The sequence below is a fragment of the Lentilactobacillus hilgardii genome (genome assembly GCF_009832765.1).
In the GTDB taxonomy this organism is placed as follows: Bacteria; Bacillota; Bacilli; order Lactobacillales; family Lactobacillaceae; genus Lentilactobacillus; species Lentilactobacillus hilgardii.
The window spans coordinates 1141324-1159922 of the sequence record NZ_CP047121.1; the positions used below are offsets into that span (position 1 = coordinate 1141324).

Annotated in this window: 16 protein-coding genes; 10 read left to right on the plus strand and 6 right to left on the minus strand. The window is 40.6% G+C overall.

Annotated features, from left to right (window positions below; genetic code table 11):
- Positions 1–20: 20 nt before the first annotated feature.
- Positions 21–2408 (minus strand): DUF5776 domain-containing protein, encoded by a 2388-nt coding sequence (locus GQR93_RS05160; RefSeq protein ID WP_159298716.1) that lies wholly within the window; start codon positions 2406–2408, stop codon positions 21–23.
- Positions 2409–2752: 344 nt separating this feature from the next.
- Here GQR93_RS05160 and GQR93_RS05165 point away from each other — a divergent pair, with 344 nt between their 5' ends.
- Positions 2753–5353, plus strand: coding sequence for a DUF5776 domain-containing protein (locus tag GQR93_RS05165; RefSeq protein WP_003552998.1), 2601 nt, complete (start codon positions 2753–2755; stop codon positions 5351–5353).
- A gap of 263 nt (positions 5354–5616) precedes the next feature.
- A complete protein-coding gene (locus GQR93_RS05170; protein ID WP_003552999.1) occupies positions 5617–6594 on the plus strand; it encodes an aldo/keto reductase in 978 nt (325 codons plus the stop codon).
- A 202-nt stretch (positions 6595–6796) separates the two neighbouring features.
- On the opposite strand, the gene GQR93_RS05175 is transcribed toward GQR93_RS05170, so the two are convergent.
- Positions 6797–7237: a universal stress protein gene (locus GQR93_RS05175; RefSeq protein WP_003553001.1), complete on the minus strand. Its 441-nt coding sequence runs from the start codon at positions 7235–7237 to the stop codon at positions 6797–6799.
- 249 nt (positions 7238–7486) lie between these two features.
- On the opposite strand from GQR93_RS05175, the gene GQR93_RS05185 reads away from it, so the two are divergent.
- Both GQR93_RS05185 and GQR93_RS05190 read left to right on the plus strand, forming a co-directional pair.
- A complete protein-coding gene (locus tag GQR93_RS05185; RefSeq protein WP_003553003.1) occupies positions 7487–7945 on the plus strand; it encodes an NUDIX hydrolase in 459 nt (152 codons plus the stop codon).
- Entirely contained in the window at positions 7920–8903 is a 984-nt protein-coding gene (locus GQR93_RS05190) for a phosphoglycerate dehydrogenase (protein ID WP_003553004.1), read from the plus strand. The genes GQR93_RS05185 and GQR93_RS05190 overlap by 26 nt, the downstream gene beginning before the upstream one ends.
- Before the next feature lie 102 nt (positions 8904–9005).
- Here the strand turns inward: GQR93_RS05190 and GQR93_RS05195 are convergent, their stop codons facing one another.
- A complete protein-coding gene (locus tag GQR93_RS05195) occupies positions 9006–11756 on the minus strand; it encodes an FtsX-like permease family protein (protein WP_003553005.1) in 2751 nt (916 codons plus the stop codon).
- Positions 11757–11766: 10 nt separating this feature from the next.
- The gene (locus tag GQR93_RS05200) at positions 11767–12471 is read right to left on the minus strand and encodes an ABC transporter ATP-binding protein (RefSeq protein WP_003553008.1); all 705 of its coding nucleotides are present in this window, start codon (positions 12469–12471) and stop codon (positions 11767–11769) included.
- A 294-nt stretch (positions 12472–12765) separates the two neighbouring features.
- Here GQR93_RS05200 and GQR93_RS05205 point away from each other — a divergent pair, with 294 nt between their 5' ends.
- The 4 genes from GQR93_RS05205 to GQR93_RS05220 all read left to right on the plus strand — a co-directional run bounded on the left by GQR93_RS05205 (position 12766) and on the right by GQR93_RS05220 (position 15817).
- Positions 12766–13377 (plus strand): TetR/AcrR family transcriptional regulator, encoded by a 612-nt coding sequence (locus GQR93_RS05205; RefSeq protein ID WP_003553010.1) that lies wholly within the window; start codon positions 12766–12768, stop codon positions 13375–13377.
- A gap of 150 nt (positions 13378–13527) precedes the next feature.
- Positions 13528–13785, plus strand: coding sequence for a hypothetical protein (locus GQR93_RS05210; protein WP_003553012.1), 258 nt, complete (start codon positions 13528–13530; stop codon positions 13783–13785).
- A gap of 234 nt (positions 13786–14019) precedes the next feature.
- On the plus strand, positions 14020–14991 hold the full coding sequence (locus GQR93_RS05215) for an NADPH:quinone reductase (protein ID WP_003553014.1): 972 nt from the start codon (positions 14020–14022) through the stop codon (positions 14989–14991).
- 91 nt (positions 14992–15082) lie between these two features.
- Positions 15083–15817, plus strand: coding sequence for a glucose 1-dehydrogenase (locus GQR93_RS05220; protein WP_035444418.1), 735 nt, complete (start codon positions 15083–15085; stop codon positions 15815–15817).
- A 165-nt stretch (positions 15818–15982) separates the two neighbouring features.
- Here GQR93_RS05220 and GQR93_RS05225 read toward each other — a convergent pair whose 3' ends face one another.
- On the minus strand, positions 15983–16243 hold the full coding sequence (locus tag GQR93_RS05225) for a hypothetical protein (protein WP_003553017.1): 261 nt from the start codon (positions 16241–16243) through the stop codon (positions 15983–15985).
- Positions 16244–16464: 221 nt separating this feature from the next.
- Here GQR93_RS05225 and GQR93_RS05230 point away from each other — a divergent pair, with 221 nt between their 5' ends.
- Both GQR93_RS05230 and GQR93_RS05235 read left to right on the plus strand, forming a co-directional pair.
- Positions 16465–16584: a putative metal homeostasis protein gene (locus GQR93_RS05230; protein ID WP_003553018.1), complete on the plus strand. Its 120-nt coding sequence runs from the start codon at positions 16465–16467 to the stop codon at positions 16582–16584.
- A 66-nt stretch (positions 16585–16650) separates the two neighbouring features.
- A complete protein-coding gene (locus GQR93_RS05235) occupies positions 16651–16962 on the plus strand; it encodes a hypothetical protein (RefSeq protein ID WP_147605489.1) in 312 nt (103 codons plus the stop codon).
- Between the two features lie 81 nt (positions 16963–17043).
- Here the strand turns inward: GQR93_RS05235 and GQR93_RS05240 are convergent, their stop codons facing one another.
- Entirely contained in the window at positions 17044–18240 is a 1197-nt protein-coding gene (locus GQR93_RS05240; RefSeq protein ID WP_035444424.1) for a D-alanyl-D-alanine carboxypeptidase family protein, read from the minus strand.
- Between the last annotated feature and the right edge of the window lie 359 nt (positions 18241–18599).

Here is an 18599-nt window from a genome sequence, read left to right on the forward strand (position 1 = left end):
TGATTAATGTCTTCAAGCGTTTACTTTAAAATACCAACCAGTTTTTTACTCCCTGATACATATGAACCGTTGGATAATTGAAAAACTGTTTTGCTGCCCCGTCTCAGGAACCGCCTGATTTTCAACACGGCTTTTTTCTTATGGTGGGCTTCCTTCTTTGTTAAGTTTTTTGAATAAAAACTGTTGACACCATCAGAATTGATAACGATTAGTTTGGGTCTGAAACGTTGCCAGTATAGATTGGTAACGTACTTTGGATTAGCAGTTATATAATAGCCTGTTGATAATTTGTATTTTAATACACCGTTCACTGATTTTGCCGTTGCGACAACTTTGAAAGTAGGTCCGAAGACTCGGGAGGAAACGTGATATTTCTTTATGCGGTTAGATTTATGGAATGTCGCCGAGTTGTAGAGATAGGCACTTTTTTTGAGATAAAGCCAAAATGGTTTAATGTCATGGATCCTTGTCTCGGACGGTGCTGCAGAAGGACTAGTCGTTTTTATTGAAGACCTTGATGAGGATGAGGGCGTAACAACCGGCATTGATGATGAAACGGAAGCGGATGGTGTTAAGGTTGCCTCTGTTTGCTGACTGGGAGTTGAGGGGATTGATGTCGAAACATCCGATCCATAGACGGTTAGCTCATTGAAGCCGGCTGCCCAGTTCTGCAATGAATCATCTGAAGCCTTATAAGTCCCCAACACCTTTAGGCGAATATATCGGTAATCGTTTGAAGAAGATATCACATTTTCGTTGAAGCCAATGATCCGATTTTGAATATTATCTTTAACGGTTGTAAAGCTTTTACCATCATTACTGCCTTGAATCAAGTATTTTGAGTATGTCTCCGAACCGCCAATATATTTAAATGAGATGTCAACTTCATTAATGTGATAGGATTTCCCCAAATCAACCGTCCAATTATACTGACCATCGGAAGTCTGTGGTTGATAGGCGTTAGTCGAATCCGCGACGATTCCGTCATTGGCTTTTTGAGGGCCACGGTCCTTTACGGCGGAGGTATCACCTGCGACCTGGCCAGCTGGTTTGTTCACCGACAAAATTTCGCCATTTTGAACCGGTACAATTTTGTCTTTACCGACATCGTATTTAACTGTTGGGTAATAATCGAAGGCAGCAAAACCGTTATCCATATCGACTAAGAACATCCGGGATGCGTTCTTATTATCAATGGCAGGATCAGGATATTTCCATCCGGCTGACCAGCGATTGGCCATCGTAAAGTAAGGTGAGTTTGGTTGGTCACTGAGCTGACCGACACCGCCGGATTGTGCGCCGTAGCCGGAAGTATTACCAATCGGCTGCAATTTTGAGGTTGCCAAATTGGTAATGCTGGTTGCGGAATTGTAACCACCTTCACTGGGGTACCAACCGTTTGCTTTTGAAGTAAACAAGTAGTACCAGTTATCTTTTTTAATCATCGATGGTGCTTCACGACCTAATCCCTTATTTGCAATAATCGGGTTAAATTGAGGATCGATACCCGTCCAATCCGAATTTAGTTTGTAAATGTTTGTATTTTGATTTGCATGACCGGATTTACTACTTGCTGCAGAAATGAGGTAAGCATCTTTTCCGTTTGGATCAGCAAAAAAAGACAGGTCTCGTGATTGATATTCAGTTCCATCAGGAGTTTTCGGTCGGAAACTGCCGTGATTGATGAAGGGCTGTCCGGGCTTTCCTGAAATGCAGATCATACGACCGAGTGAGTAGTCAGTTGCATTTTCATAATGTCCCCAAACAATAATGACACCATTATGCATTTCAATGCTGACTGATTCAATTTTACATGCGCCTAATTCACTATCATTTTTTATCGTAACAGGTTTGAAGTCTGTAAAATGGGTGCCGTCGTTTGAAGAAGCCTCTTCCAATAGCGCCTTATGGCTTTCGACCGTTAGTTTGTAGCGATAATAAACGTCATTGACTTTAAAAGCTGCGTTTTTTCCATGAAACTGTGAGATTCCGGTGTTGCTATAAGAATCTGACAGCGTGATATCTTGTTGAATACTTTCTTTAATGATGTTTGATTGACCAATTTGCTGGTTATTGTTGTTGAATGCTCGAATCCTGTAAAAAACAGCTCCTTCATTAACATGATTATCATCGCTGGTGGTTGCCGTTGTCGTCTGAATTTGATTAAAGTCGGTTCCATTGACGGACTTATCGATAACGTAATGATCGGCGCCCGGCTCAACTTGCCAATGGAGTTTGACATTGTTTGCCAATTGGGTTGTCGAGTTGATAAATATGTTTCCGGTTAAAGCAAAACTGTTCTCACCACTGGCGGATACCTTAGGTGCTGTAATAAACGTGATTGCTAACAGTAAAATCCCCAGTGCTGTTAGTATGATTCGATTGATTGCTTGTTTCTGTGTGTGCATTGTCATCATCCTCTCTATGGATCAGTAAAATGATTGCAATTTTAGTAAAATACACAACTATCACAAATAAAATAATAGTCTATTATTTGTTAATTTGCAAACGCTTTCTAAAAACGGGTATGAAATGTGTTACTTACTTTTAAGAAAACGCTTGCACTCTCGTATAGCGACGTAGTATAGTCAAGTAAGCGTTTTAGTATAACCTAATTTGTTGCTTTTGGTGCGTAGTAGGTAATACAAGTACTAATGATCGAAAGTAGGGATTAGTTGCCAACACGCGACTATCACTTGTATCTGAGGAAAATAGGGGCAATATTTTAAGTAGTTTGGAAGGAGTTTTTCTAATGTTTGGTAAAATTAAAATGGGGTACAAAATAGGGTTAACATTGTTTGCTTTAACGATCGGTACCTTGATCTGCAGTATCCCAATGGTGTCAGCTGCTGAAAGTTCCCCAGTGACACAGGTGACCGCATCAAATTCGAATAAAACGGTTATTGATAAATCAAAGTTAGTTCAGGCTGTTGCTGACGCTCAAACCTACAAATCTTCAATTGGGAATGATGCTCAAATCAGCCAGGACAGATATAATCGGGCATTAAATATGGCAACGGCACTAGAAAAGCAGCCCTCAGCCACCCAGGATCAAATTGATTCCGCCACAACATTGCTGAATTCTGCCATTAGTGAAAACAGTTTATTTCCTAAACAGGAGAATCCTAACCGTTATACATCTGTGCCGGTTGGGCAAAAATGGTTGGATACGCAGGGTGCTCCGATTCAGGCTCATGGTGGTGGCTTTTTAAAGCAGACCCAGGCAAATGGTCGGCCAATTTATTACTGGGTTGGTGAAGATAAAAGTCAAAATAATAGCCGTTTTAACGGTATTACATTGTACTCTTCAACCGATTTGGTGAATTGGACCTATCGGAAAACCATATTGGCCCCAAGCTTAACCGATAAAGGGTTGGAAAACGCGACAATCGAACGGCCAAAAATTCTTTATAACGCAAAAACAAAAGAATACGTTGTATGGGCACATTGGGAAAGTGCCGGTGGTTACAGCTCGAGCCAAATCTGTGTGGCAACCAGTAAAACAATTGACGGGGATTATCAATTCCTGGGACACTGGCGTCCAGGAGCAAATGCCACCAATCGTAATTGGCGGGTCACTGACCAGTCGGCCACGTTTGATAAGACGGGTCAACCGATTAGTGATTACAGTGATGAAAGTACGTGGGGGACTGGTTCGCGGGACTTCACGCTGTTTCAAGACGGCGATAAAGCTTATATTGTCTCAACTCAAGACGGTTCGAATATGCGTATTTATGAGTTGAATGCTGATTTTACAGATGTCGATAAAAACGCGATGAAATCGTATCTGGTCTTTCCGGGAGCAAGAAGAGAAGCTCCGGCACTGGTGAAAGACGGCCAATACTATTTTATGATTAACTCGTCTCAATCCGGATGGTATCCAAACCAGGCCCGTTATTCGTACACTAAGAATTTGAGTGATGAAAATGGTTGGGAATCTTCAACAACGCCAAGTGGTGCAAAAGTGCCGGCAGGACTTCTCGGTAATAATTCGACCTACTATAGCCAACCAACGGGGATTATGGCGGTCAACGGGACTAAGCAAACTAGTTATATTTACATGGGTGATCGATGGAACCCGGATAAGTTGGGCGAATCGACTTATGTTTGGTTGCCCTTAACCATTAAAGATCCCAGTTCTGACAATCCGTCGATGTCGATGGCTTATACGCCCGGTTGGCAACTTGATAATGCCACCGGTGAAATTACAACAGGCAATGATCAGTTGCTGTCCCAAGGGAAACCGGCAACAACGGATGCAGCAGGTAGTGTCGCGACTGGTGATTTTGGGCTGAACCAGGCTAATAACGGCGATGCAATGAATTTGAATACATCTGGGGGCAATTCAACCTATTTCAAACCAATTGGTAAAGATGGCCAACCACAAGTGCCATTTACCTATACAGTGGATTTGCAAAAGTCCTATAATCTTTCTCACGCAGATGTTAGTTTCAATTTATACAACGGTTCAGAGTCATTTAGTCAATATACAATTGAAACCAGTCTGGATGGCAGGACATGGCAAAAAGCTGCCGATGAGTCCGCAAATACGATGGTCGGTTTTGTTAGCGATAAACTATCAGGTCGGGCACGTTATGTCAGACTCAACGTTTCCAAGGTTTTAAAGGTTGGAAAATCCCCTCAAAATGCGGCCTGGACGGCTGGACTTGTTGAGTTCCAGGTTTACGGCACACCAATTGAGACGGGCGGCACCACAACACCGGCACCTTCCACCCCACCCGCTACCGAAACGGGTGCGAGTTCTTCCTCAAGCAATATCGGCGCAAGCAGCAGTTCTGTGTCGTCAACGAGTAGTTCGGCTGCGTCTTCCAGCACGGACAGTGGCAGTACGACCGTTACCACTAAGAAAAAGAGAACAAAGTATCCATTCAAGATATATGCTAAAAAGTCGATTTACTTGTATCGGCACACGGATTTTACCAAAAAGAATCAGCTAACTCATTATCAGAAAAAGAGTCGGATCAATGCGGACACGTTCACAGTTGTCGGTACAGCCCGGTCCAGAAATCATGCATTGAGGTATAAGGTACGTGATACAAACAATAAGAGCAGGCTTTTCGGGAAAGTCGGGTATGTAACGGCCCGTCCAAGCTATGTGGCACGACTTTATTATCAGACCTTGCCGAAATCAAAAACGATTACGGTTATTGCAAAAAAAGGTGTAGATGTTTATAGGTCAACCAAGCAATCTAATCGAATAAATCATTATAAACGCGGTACAATTTTAAAGATTAAGAAAATAATTAAGAACAACAAGGTGACCAACTATCAGTTAAGAAACGGAAATTACGTCACTGGCAATAAAAAAATTGTGATTCAAGGAAAATATTAATTTATTTTTCTAATGATTAAAGCGAGTCATTCACGAGAGACAAGTATTTTGTTTTTACGATGGCTCGTTTTATGCTTCATTTAAAAGCTAATGAAAATTTCAAAAGTTTCACTTGACTTCGAGTATACTTGAACATCTATTGTTAGAGGTATGGGAAAACAGCAGAAGTTATGTTCACAGTACTGTAGTAGAAGGTCAGTTTAAGCCATTTGTATGTAATAATTAAAGATGCAAAAAAACTGTTTTAAGGAGGAAATACAATTATGGAATTCCGAAAATTTGGTAAAACAGGTTTTTCAATCAGTGACGTTTCATTAGGAACTTGGCAGCTTGGCGGTAAATGGGGAACACCTTTTGATGCAAAGGATGCCTATGATACGCTTTCAGAAGCTTATGATCACGGTGTTAACTTTTTTGATACCGCAGACGGGTATCAGGATGGTAAAAGCGAAAAAACGGTCGGTAAGTTCATTAACAGTCACCCCGATGTTCATTTCACCACTAAGATTGGCCGTAAAGAAGAACCGTTGAGTGTTGAACATTTCGATGCAGCACATTTAACACGCTATGTTGATGAATCACTTAAAAATATGAATCTTGAAACCTTGGACTGTGTGTTATTACATTGTCCGCCGATGAGTGTTTATTATATGCCGGAAACTTTCTTTACGATGGACCAATTGAAAAAAGAAGGCAAGATTAAGCACTACGGCGTCAGCGTCGAGCGTGTTGAAGAAGCAATTAAAGCGATGTCTTATGATATTTCGGCAGTCGAAATCATTTTTAATATGTTCAGATTGCGACCGGCCGACCTGTTCTTTGATTTAGCTAAGAAAAATAACATTGGCGTTTTGGCTCGGGTACCGTTGGCAAGCGGTTTGTTATCCGGTAAGTACACAGCCAACACAAAATTTGCCCCTGAGGACCACCGTACAAACAATCGGAACGGCCAACACTTCAGTAAGGGGGAAACCTTCTCGGGGGTTGACTACCTGACTGGTGTGAAAGCCGCTGACGAATTGAAAGAGCGACTCGGAACAGATAACCTGGCCGCAATGGCTCTTCGATTTATCTTAATGTATGATGCTGTTTCGGCCGTTATCCCCGGTGCAAGTAATCCTAATCAAATTGAACGCAATACAACTGCAGCTGAATTGCCGGCTTTAAGTGATGATCAGATGGCAATTGTGCGTGACGTTTACGACAAATACATTAAAGATCCGGTTCAATATCTGTGGTAAAAATGATCTGACAGGCATTTAGCGGTTTTGCTATGAAGTCGACTGTTTTAGGGATTGTGGCTAACTTGTTTATTTCCACGTATTGGTCAACAACCTTTTCATCCAAGTAAATTAAAAGGGCGCTTATTGAGACGACTATTATGTCTCTGATAAGTGCCCTTTCGTTATGAATTTAAATGATTGTTACTATAATAGTACTGGCCTATGCATCATCACTAACAACCAATACCTGAACAGTTGCGTTTCTAACAACGTAAGCAGTTGTTGAACCAATAATGAATCTGTCAATAGCACCCCGACCTGATTTACCGATAACGATTAAATCAATGTTGTTTTGCTTTGGCACATCGGTTGCAATGACTGATTTTGGATATCCTTGAGTGACGATTGTCTCGGCATCCAAACCATTTTCTTTAACGGTTTTCAGCCCGTCGTCAACAATGTCGTGAGCATAACTGGTTAATTCAGAATAGCTGCTGTTTGGCGCAGCGGCTGCAGTTGCCGGCATTGCAAAATTACGATTATCAACAATTGATAGTAATGATAGTTTGGATGAGAAGGTTTTTGCCAATTTAATGGCGACATCTAATGCTTTTCGAGAATTTTCACTACCATCAAGTGGTACTAAAATGTGCTCATACATTAAAATCACTCCTTTTAAATGACTATTAACCGCTTACATCTTTAGTTTAAAGCATTGTCTGATCGACATCAAATTTAAGTCTCTTTTTGTTATGAAAATTGATCATTTGGTGTCTTTATTAAGACTATATCTTGATATCAGTCAAAAAATCAGCTATTTATTTAAAATGCATTTTACTAAATTTTTTAAAGCATGTATCCTTAATCATAAAGAAGTGTCGATAATAAATACGAGAAGGATGGATGATTAATGGCAATAGATTACGTTTCGATGATTCGCTCATTAGTTGGTCACACACCGATTATAATGAATACGGCTGCCGGTATCCTGCTAAATGGCGAAGGCCAGGTTTTATTGAACCTGCGAACCGATACCCATAACTGGAGTTTACCGGGTGGTTATTTAGAGTACGGTGAAACCTATGCACAGGCCTGTGTTCGTGAATACAAAGAGGATAGTGGCATTGACGTGGACATTATCCGTTTTTTAAAAATATTTGACAAGGGCGAAGTGCGATACCCGAATGGTGACGTCACTCAAACAATTTCGGCACTTTATCACGTAAAGCAGATTGGTGGACAGCCCTTACAATCGGAAACGGACGAAACGGTCAAACTGGCCTATTTCGATTTTGACAAGCTGCCACCTTTATTAAACCAGCAAACGGCAGATATGTTAGACTATGCTTCAAAAAATATTGATCATTAATGGGGGATTTAACATGAGTAAAAAGGTTGTAGTACCAAAATCGTTATCTGAAGACGGAAAAAAATTTTTAACGGATCGGGGAATTGACATCATAGAAGTTGATGGCAACTTTACCGATGGCCTTTTGGAGCATGGTCGGGATGCTGATGGGATGATTATTTTTCTGGATCACGTTGGAGAGGCTGTATTGTCGCAGATGCCCAACCTAAAAATCATTGCCCGACATGGTGTTGGCTATGACAGTATAGACTTGGATGCAAGTGCCCAACATGGTGTCTGGGTGACCAATACACCAAATGCAAATGCGGCAACGGTTGCAGAAACCACGTTGGCTGAAATATTTGATTTATCCAAAAATGTGACCAAAGCTTCTTCTGAAATGCGAAAGGGCAATTATACGTACGCATTGGCACATCGGGGCTTCGATTTGGCGGGCAAAACGTTGGGAATCATTGGATACGGCCACATTGGCCAGCAAGTTGCCAAAAAAGCCAGCGCCTTGGACATGCCGATTCTCATTTATAACCGATCGAAAAAAGAATCTCCTTATGGGAAATTTGTCGATTTGGACACGTTGTTGAAAACAGCTGATATTGTGACGCTACATTTGGCTTCAAATCCGGCTACCCATCACATTATTGGAAAGGATCAACTTGCCGAAATGAAACGGTCAAGTGTCCTGATCAATTTGGGACGTGGTGGGTTGATTGATACAAGTGCCTTAATCAATGCCTTAAAGACTCACCAAATTGCCGGAGCGGCCTTGGATGTTTTTGAAGAAGAGCCGTTACCATTAGATAGTGACTTATTTCAATTTGACAATGTACTTTTAACACCTCACATCGGTTCAAGTACGGTTGAAAGCTTTTCGCGGATGGCCGTTGACGCGGCAAGTGAAGTGGTTCGGGTACTGAATGGGGAGAAACCCCAGTGGCCGGTGAATGAGCCGAAAAAATAAACAGTTGATATTTCATTTAGTTGGTAAGAAAACAGGTTGTCCTTTGCAGAGTTTCTCTCTGTGAAGGATAACCTGTTTTTGTTAATGATGAGTTATAAAAGGCTAATCAACTGATTTTAAAGCGCCCAGCATGTCTACTCGTTGGATTTTGTAAGCCATGATTGCCATTACAATCATTGAGAAAAGCAAGGTCATGACACCGGAAGTTGTAAAATTAGTCCATAAAAGGGTCATGTCTGCCATTGCGGTCTCGGGAGGTAATGTTTGCATAATGTAGTTATGCAGCCACGATCCTCCCACAAAGCCGGACAGAACACCTGCCAAACTAAGAATAAAAGTTTCTCGGTAGACGTACATGACAACTTCCATAGGGTAGAAGCCAAGCACTTTAATAGTCGAAAGTTCTCGAATCCGTTCGGAAACGTTGATATTGGTCAGCGTAAACAATACCACGAACGCTAATAGTGAAGCAGCCCCGATAATGATTAGGACCAAGTGGTTTAATCCTGCCAAAATATGATTAATTGTCGCTTTGGCATCGTCCGATTGAACAGCAGTGACGGAAGCATCCAGTCGGGTTAATTGACGTGAGACCCGATCAATATTCTTGGATGATCGGTCTTTTAACATGAGCATTTTTGCATTATAAGTTGCCCGTTTATCAAACGCCTTATGATAATAATTTGCGTTCATATAAAGCGAATGACCAGCATACATCTCAGTTATTCCGGCAATTTTGACCTGATGTTTTTCGCCGTTGGTTTCCTTTATGGTCAGTTTATCGCCAACTTTTAAATGGGACAGGGTTGCCATTTTACGAGTGATGATAGCGCCCTTATCAGATAGTTTGAGTGTGTTTCCGGTATCGGGGTTCTTTAAGGTCACAAATTTATCAAAGTTATGAGCAGATTTTGGCACAATCATTGAAATGTTTTGATTATTAATCATTCCCTTTGGTCTTGAAGTCACGGACTCATAATAAACCGTTGTCTCGTGTTTAACCCCGGATAGATTATTTGCAGCCTTTTTGTAATCATTTTGTTTTGTTTGGGAAGCGTGAGAATTAAAGATGCCAATAACATCGTAATGAATAATATTCTGATACTGGGTATTGACAATGCCATTTAAAGAATCCCGGATGCCAAAACCTGTTATCAGAAGTGCGGTACATCCTAATACACCCAAAATTGTCATAAGCATGCGCCCTTTATAACGAGCAAGATTCCGAACGGTTACTTTGTAGTTGAATGATAAATGCCGCCAGATAAATGGGACATGCTCCAACAAAACTTTCGAACCGGATTTTGGCGGTTTGGGTAACATCAGTGTTGCCGGTTGATCCTTTAACATTTTAGAAGTGACCCAAACTGCAGGCGTGATCGTACAGATTAATGAAATGAGAATGGAAATACCAATCCAAAAGCCGGATGGTGGCGTTTGAAAGTTGGGTATAACGAAATTTGCTGCATACGCGTCGAAAATCTTTCTTGGAAGTAAGCCCGTCCCCAACCAAGCACCTATGATCGATCCTAGAAGACCGGCTAATGTGCCATAAATCAAGAAGACTTTCATCGTATCGAATTTTGTATAACCCAAAGCCCGCTGTGTGCCGATTTCTTGGCGCTTTTCTTCCGCCATTCTAGACATTGTGGTTAAACTAACAAAAATAGCCACGGCAAAGAATATAATGGGGAAGGTGTTTGAAAGCACGTCGATTCGTTTGGCATTTTCACCAAATTGATTATATCCGGCATTATAGTCGTTCCGACTTTGAATCTGATAGATAATAGCCGGAAAACGATTAATTGCTTGACGCTGATCAATCATTATTTGACGAGCACGGTTGATTTTGTTTTGACTAATTGCAAGTTGTTTGTAACTGGCTTTAAGTTGTGCGGTTTGGGTAGCCAACTGGTTTTGTTGAGCAGATAATTGACCAACAGGAATCCGGCCCGTCGATTGGGCACGACTCAGTTGATCCTTCGACGACTTTAATCGTTTTGAGGCTGCCGATAATTGCTTTTTACTTTGATTAAGCTTTGTTTGCTGAGTGGCCAACTCTTTTTTTTTATTTTCAATTTTCTTTAATGCCGAAGATCTTAGCTGATTTCTGCGACCCTTTGCACGATTGTTTAATCGGCTTTCGGCATTATCCACATTAGACTGAACTTGTTTCTCATACTTATCTGTGTAGCTTTTTCCATGAACATTATTGTAACTGAGTCGTGCAATCGTTGGTTGGGTGCTTGTAAAGACATCCTTGACAACGACACCAAAAGTGGATAGTTGACCGGTTCCGGCTGAAGTGGCACCCAGGTTTTCCTTCATTAAATAATCACTGGAAGTCACAAAGCCAACAATTTTATAGGAAGCATTTTTCAGTCCTGAAATACGTGATTGGTTATGATTATTTACCAAACGCAATGTTTCACCGATCTTGTAACGGGATCTTTCATTGCTGCTTAGAGCGATTTCGTTCTTTGTTTTTGGTAATCGGCCAGAAATTGTTTGATTAATTGAAAGGTTATCGGTTTTGGAATTTAACCGAATGCTATCATTGGTTCCTTTGATAATAGCGTCTTTGGAGGTGCCGAATTCTATTTTTTTGACGTGCGGTAATTGACGCATATATGCTTGATCTGCTTTGGTAATGCCGGTATTACTGTTAATCACTGCATCTGCCATTTTATGGGCAGTATAGTAGTCATTTCCGGTGGTACGCATGTCCGGGCCGGTTACCTTTAGGCCGATAAGCACAAAAACGCCAAGCCCCAGCAGTGTCGCTATTGAAATGAAGCGGGCAAATGAAAAGCGAAACTCGCGAAAAATATTTTTTCTTAAAATTGATTTCATTTTGGCTCACCTACCATTCGATTTGCTGAATCGGTGTCGGTTTGGGATTTAGAACGTCTTGTTTGACTTTGCCATCACCAATTTCAATGACATGGTCGGCCATTGGTTTAATCATGCCGTTGTGGGTGACAATAATGACGTTTTTCCCGGAACGGCGGCTGAAATTTTGAAGTAATGTTAAGATACTTTTTCCTGTTTTGTAATCCAAAGCCCCGGTTGGTTCATCGCACAAAAGCAGTTCGGGATTTTTTGCAATGGCACGTGCAATTGCGACACGCTGTTGCTCACCACCCGATAATTGGGCAGGGAAATTGGCCATTCTTTGGTTTAACCCGACTTCTGCCATCACGTCCTGAACATTAAGTGAGTGAGGTGATATTTGAGCCGCCAGTTCAACGTTTTCCGCTGCGGTTAGGTTTGGAATCAGATTATAAAATTGAAAAACAAACCCAATGGATTTACGACGATACGTTGTCATTTGCCGACTGGAGTATTTGGAAATATCTTTGCTATTAATGATTACCTGGCCTTTCGTGGGAGAATCCATTCCTCCTAAAATATTTAGCAGGGTGGATTTCCCGGCACCGGAAGCACCAACGATAACGGTCAATTCTCCCTTTTGAATTGTAAAATTGACATCATCGTTAGCCCGAACTTCTCGTTCACCGCTGCCATATATTTTTGATTCATGAATAATGTCGATATATGCCATCATATTCTCTCCTTTTTAACCAACAGGTTGTTGTTTACGATTACTATAATCGGTCAATCAAGATTAAGCAACCATCAAAAATGCAATAAGTGTTGGTTAAAAACAATCAAGTAGATATAATATGATCACAAAATTTGCGGTTAATTAGCGGGTATTGTTGGCACCGGCAATGTTTGAATGAGAGTTTTGTGAATAGAAATCGATCATCATCATTATTGATTTAAAACGACAATACGTTGATTTCAAGTATATAATCGTGTATGCTTAAATCAGTTAATTGAAAGGGTGGGATAGGTGATGGCCGTTCATCAGAAAGTTATTCAGACAGAAAGAAAGATTCGTTCAGCTTTCATTTACTTGGCTGAGACCAAAGGTGTCGATAGAATGACGGTTAGTGATATTACGAAATATGCGAAGATTAATCGCAGTACTTTTTATGCTCATTATCAAGACAAATTTGCGATGATCGATCATTTTGAAAATCAAATTTTAACTGATATTCAAAATCTCATGAAAAACAATTTAACAGACACAATGACCTATCAGGACCTATCGTCCGGCAAACCACAAACCTACCCAGTTGTTGATAAGATCATTCAATATATTGATCGTGAGTTTAACCTGATTCGGGTTTTGCTGGGACCTAAGGGGGATGGTCGGCTGGAAGAAAGGGTCAAGCAAGTGTTAACGGAAATTATCGATGCCGATCTTTTTCGACTTAAAGGTGAAATGGGCATGACAAAGCAGATTCCAGCGAACTTTGCTCACGAAATTATCGTATCAGGATTGATGAGTATTATTAAAGTTTGGCTGGCTGAAGGAAATCCGGAGAGCCCGAAGGAAATCTCCGAAATCATTATGAAAACGAGATATATGAGCCCCTTTGACATCTTGGGAGTTGAAGAGTAAATGTCATTTTTGGGGATTGACATTTTTTGCATTTATTTAACAGAGTGGCAGTCAATTTTAACGGTGTGGCTTAATGGCCATTCTTTTCAGGAAGGTGAGTGATTCCATTATTTTGCGAAGCATTAACTAATTGGGGTATTAAGCACTATAATGATCTTGGAGGTGCAGGTTATGACAACAATCTATGTCAATCCAGATAAAAAGCAAGATCAAATTGTGAAATTGTCCGATGGTAGTTATGGTGTGATGAAAGCAAAGAAAGAAAGGGCTGGGATTGCCTATCAGTTTAATTTTACCAGTCATCAACATCCCGGATTTGTGATCAGCCACGCACCGGTTAATGGGGATGTTGAAAATGTTGATTCAATTGATGGTAAGCAGACCTTTAAGATTGCTTGGCGTTCGTGAGTTTATTTATTAGGTCATAATGACATTATGTATGAATAAATAAGCTTATAAACAACGATTATAAGATATCATTTTGATTATTGACGTACCAAAGGAGTTGGGGACGATGAACCCAGCTCTTTTTTTGCTCAATTAAATTTAGAAGAATTTGACAAATGCACAAGCGTTCACGGCCAAACTAAAACACTTTCGGAATATAATATAGACGTAGCCTCATGAAAGGGGAAGAGTCATATGAAAGCAGCATATATTAAGGAAACCGGTAGTAGTAAAAATATTATTATCGGAGATTTACCGGAACCGGAAATCGGTGCTGATGATGTCCTGGTTAAAGTTTCGGCCGTTTCGGTTAATCACGTGGATACGTTTGTAAGAGCCGGTTCATATCAAACAAACTTGAATTTTCCGTTTGTTATTGGCCGGGATGCGGTTGGTGAAGTTGAAAAAGTCGGCGCTAACGTTGACCGCTTTGCTATTGGTAGCCAGGTTTGGACCAATAGCATGGGATATGATGGTCGACAGGGCACAACAAGTCGTTATGTAGCTGTCCCAGCTGATCGCTTATTTCATATTCCATCAGGTGTAGATCCAATTAAGTTGGTAGCCTCGGTGCATTCATCCGCAACTGCTGCTATCTTGATTAATCACGTTTTTCAGGCTAAGAGTGGTGACACGATTTTAGTAGAAGGTGCAGCTGGACACGTGGGAACAAAATTGGTTCAACTTGCGCATACCATGGGATTGAGGGTTATTACGACCTCTAATGAAGCTGACTTTGATAAGATGGATCGTTTTGGCAGCGATTTGGCATTGGATTACAAGAAGTCTTTAACCAAGCAACTGGAAAAGCATGCCATTGACGGTGTGGATTTTGTTGTGGATACTTCAGGAAAAGTTGCCCTACAGGAAAATATTAACGCCCTTAATGAGCGGGGAACAATTGGATTAATTACAGCGCCAGAGGATAATAAGTTTACGTTTAATGTGCGAAAGTTCTATACAACCGATAAAGCGATTCGCGGATTTGTCTTAAGCCATGCAACAATTGATCAATTCACTGATGCTGCAAAGCTGCTCAGTCAACGAATGGTTGACGGCTTCTTACTGGATGATGACATTGTTGAAAAGCCGATAGAAGATGCAGCACAAGCACAGCATGCGTTGGAGACAAATGCGGTTAAAGACAGACTTGTTTTGAAATTCTAAATATTCCTAAACAAATTGTTTAAGATAATGATACCGGTACGCTATAATGAAATTGGAAACAGTAACCGATTACATTATAGGAGGCCTTATTATGGGAAAATTAGATAATAAAGTGGCAATCATTACAGGTGCATCTCAAGGAATGGGTGCCAGCCATGCAAAGCTGTTTGCTAAAGAAGGCGCCAAAGTTGTTATCACCGATATTAATGAAGAAAAAGGAAACCAGTTGGCTAAAGAACTTGGCAATGGTTCGATCTTCATTAAACAGGATGTCTCCAGTGAAGATGATTGGAAAAATGTCATTAAGACAACATTGGACACATTTGGTAAATTGGATATTCTGGTTAACAATGCCGGTATCAGCTTTAATAAATCACTTGAAGATATCACAACCGATGATTATATGAAGATATTCAAGATCAATCAATTATCCGTCTTTTTGGGCACCAAGTATGCGGCCGAAGCCATGAAGAAGAACGGTTCCGGCAGTATCGTCAACATTTCCTCAATGAACGGTTTGGTTGGCGGTGCAGTTGGTTATACCGACACCAAGTTCGCTGTCCGTGGCTTTACAAAAGCTGCCGCACTTCAATTGGCCCACAGTGGGATTCGAGTAAATTCCGTTCACCCAGGTGTTATTTCAACCCCAATGATTCACCAAGGGGATAGTGAAGCGGTTATTAAGGAATTCGCCAAGGCTATTCCACTACAAAGAGTTGCTGAACCGGAAGAAGTTTCCAAGATGGTTTTATTCTTGGCATCTGATGATTCCAGTTACTCAACCGGATCAGAGTTTGTGATTGATGGTGGATTGACGGCACAATAAATTTTAAGTCATTATAGTTTGAGAAAAGGAAAAAGCCTATCTTTTTCAATGTGAAAAGATAGGCTTTTTGTGTACGCTGATCAATTTACAAACAAGTTGTTTTAACAAAAAGCAATTAAGTCGATTAAAGTGGTTTTGTGCTACTTTATCTGACTTAATTGTTTTTTAGCTTAATCGCATTCTAAAAATGACCTTCAAGGTTGGTGCCGAATGCTTAAATTGTTGAATTGGTCCGCGTTTTTTAATCGAGTTATCTTCTTCACGAAGTTCACTTTCTCTAATTGCCAAAAGCATTTTAGCTTCACCGTCGCCGTTATCTGCCCGCCGTTCTAATTCTTCTTTTGCGTAATGGGCAACCATTGCTTCGGAAAAGCAATGGGGGTGAAGTCTCTGAAACAAATCGTAGTTACTGTTATCCTCCAACATAATCTCCTTGATCCCCCGTATTATTTGAAATGACTCAAAGAAAAGAGTATGCCATTTTTGAGAAGATGTCAATGGAAGATCGGTGCTCAGGTTGGTTTGGTGGTAGTTAAAATCGCGAATTTAAATTTATTTTTTCAGAAAATTTCTTGACAATGTCATCAGAAGTTTGCATAATATTAAACAGTAATGATTACGATTTGACAAAATGGAGGCAAACAACCATGGAAAAGCAAGACTTGGCAAGTGCACGTCGACGGATGAAAAGTCCAAACATTAAAACTCGAAAGCGGGCGTTGAGAATTATTCATGAGTATAAGCGGCATCAAAAGGGGATCAGATAAAGACAGGCCTAAAATAGGGGCGTCGTCGGTGAAAGGAGAGCTTGATTTTTGATGGACCGTGGCTATTTGGATGAACAAGAATTGACGGATTTAACTTATGGCAAAGTTTTTATAGGCAATAATGGTGTGTTGGCAAGAATGCCGGATGATCCTGTAGATGATGACCGATTGTATTTGCATCATAATGGTGCGAATTTTACATTGTACCAAGCATCAAAAAGTGACATTAGAATTCTCATTAATACGATTGATGGTGTCACAACAGCAATATCAAATTATCCGATTAAGGAAAACCAATATGGTTGTCTCTATGTTGATCATCCTTCTATTCAAAATAATTTAACAGTAAGGCAAGCTCAGGATTTATTTATTCAATAAAATCCTTTTAACAGAAAATGCGTCTCAACTACCGGACAATTGTCTAATAGTTGAGACGCATTTTTCATATTCATTGATCCATTAAGCCAAATTCTTATTATAAACGTAATTCATCAATGAACGTGTTTCAGTAAACTCATTTTCATCGTGAAGGACAACCGTGATAATCCGGTCATGTCCGGATTTACGGCCGGTACCAACGAAGCAGTAACCTGCGGGATCTGTATAACCGGTCTTCAAGCCATCAACATTCAATGATTTTTGATAGTATTTTCGACCAGGCAACAAATTATTATAATTATAAAGCTTCTGACCGTCCAATGACATTGAACCAATTGAGGCATCTTTCAAGACGTCGTTATAGTCTGTGATCAAGTGACGGGCGATTTGAGCAACATCCGCTGCTGAAACCATGTTGGCGTTTGCACCACCGATGCTGTATCCGAATGGTTTCAAACTATTTTGTTCCATTCCGGATGCCGAGACAAATGAGGTGTTGGATAGATTCCAACTTTTAGCTTGAGCATTCATCATGGAAATAAACTTCTTATTGTAGGTAGGTGTTGAACCGCCGGCAACCCATTGTCCAAGCGCAATTGCGGCGTTATTTGAAGACTCAATCAATGCGGCAAGATAGAGATCGCGAACCGTATATGAATTCTTAGTGAATTTAAAGCCGCCGAATGTGCTGTCTTTACCTAATTTCTTAAGTCCGGCATTGCTGGTATTGACCTTTGAGGTCCACGTACCGCCACCGTTACTGATCTTTTGTTGAACCAGGTAAAGGGTCATTAATTTAGAAACAGATGCAATTGGGCGAGGGGTATTGGCGTTTTTTGACCAAACCACACCATTCGTGTTCACATCCAAGGCAACAGCGCCTTTAGCGTATTTCAATCCAAATGGTGCTTTACCGGGTGTGACATAATTATGCCATACGTAGCCGGACACAGACCCGGAACCGTTCTTAACTTGATAGTAAAGCGCAGTTGAGCCACCACTCTTTTTTATAGATGCTTTTTTGGTGGCGTACCAAGTGGTATAAGGATAACCCTTTAACGTGGCCACCTGCTTGGTGTGTGACGCATTCCAAATGGCACCTGCAGAAGATTTCTTATGATAAGGTGCCTTTGTCATTGAAGTAGTTGATACAACCTTGTATGTAGGCGTAGCAGCTTCTACTTGTGTTGATTGAGACTGAAGTCCCAACCCAATTCCAAAAGTAAGTGCTGTTGCACACGAGATCATCACAGTGCGCAACCATTTATTGATTTTCATTATATATTCTCCTCCCAGCTTCTGATTCAAATTGTACCATGCTGTGAGGAATCTGCTCAATGTTTTAATAGATTTGTAACCGATTTGTAGGCCGCGTGTTAATTAATTCTACGGATCTTAATGGTTGACATCTTTCTTCAGCTGGTCACACTTGTTTTTTTAAGCAGAAAATTGAGATAAGATTATATTTCTTGAGATGATCATAAAGTTGTGTATGGACAAGTTGGGGGAGTCGGTTTATAATGCAAAAAGTAACCATTACTATTAACACTCGACGATTTATTCTATCTAAAATGATCAGCCTTATTTTTAAACAAGTGGTCAATCGCATCTTTCATCTGCTTTCATGGAGGATTGTT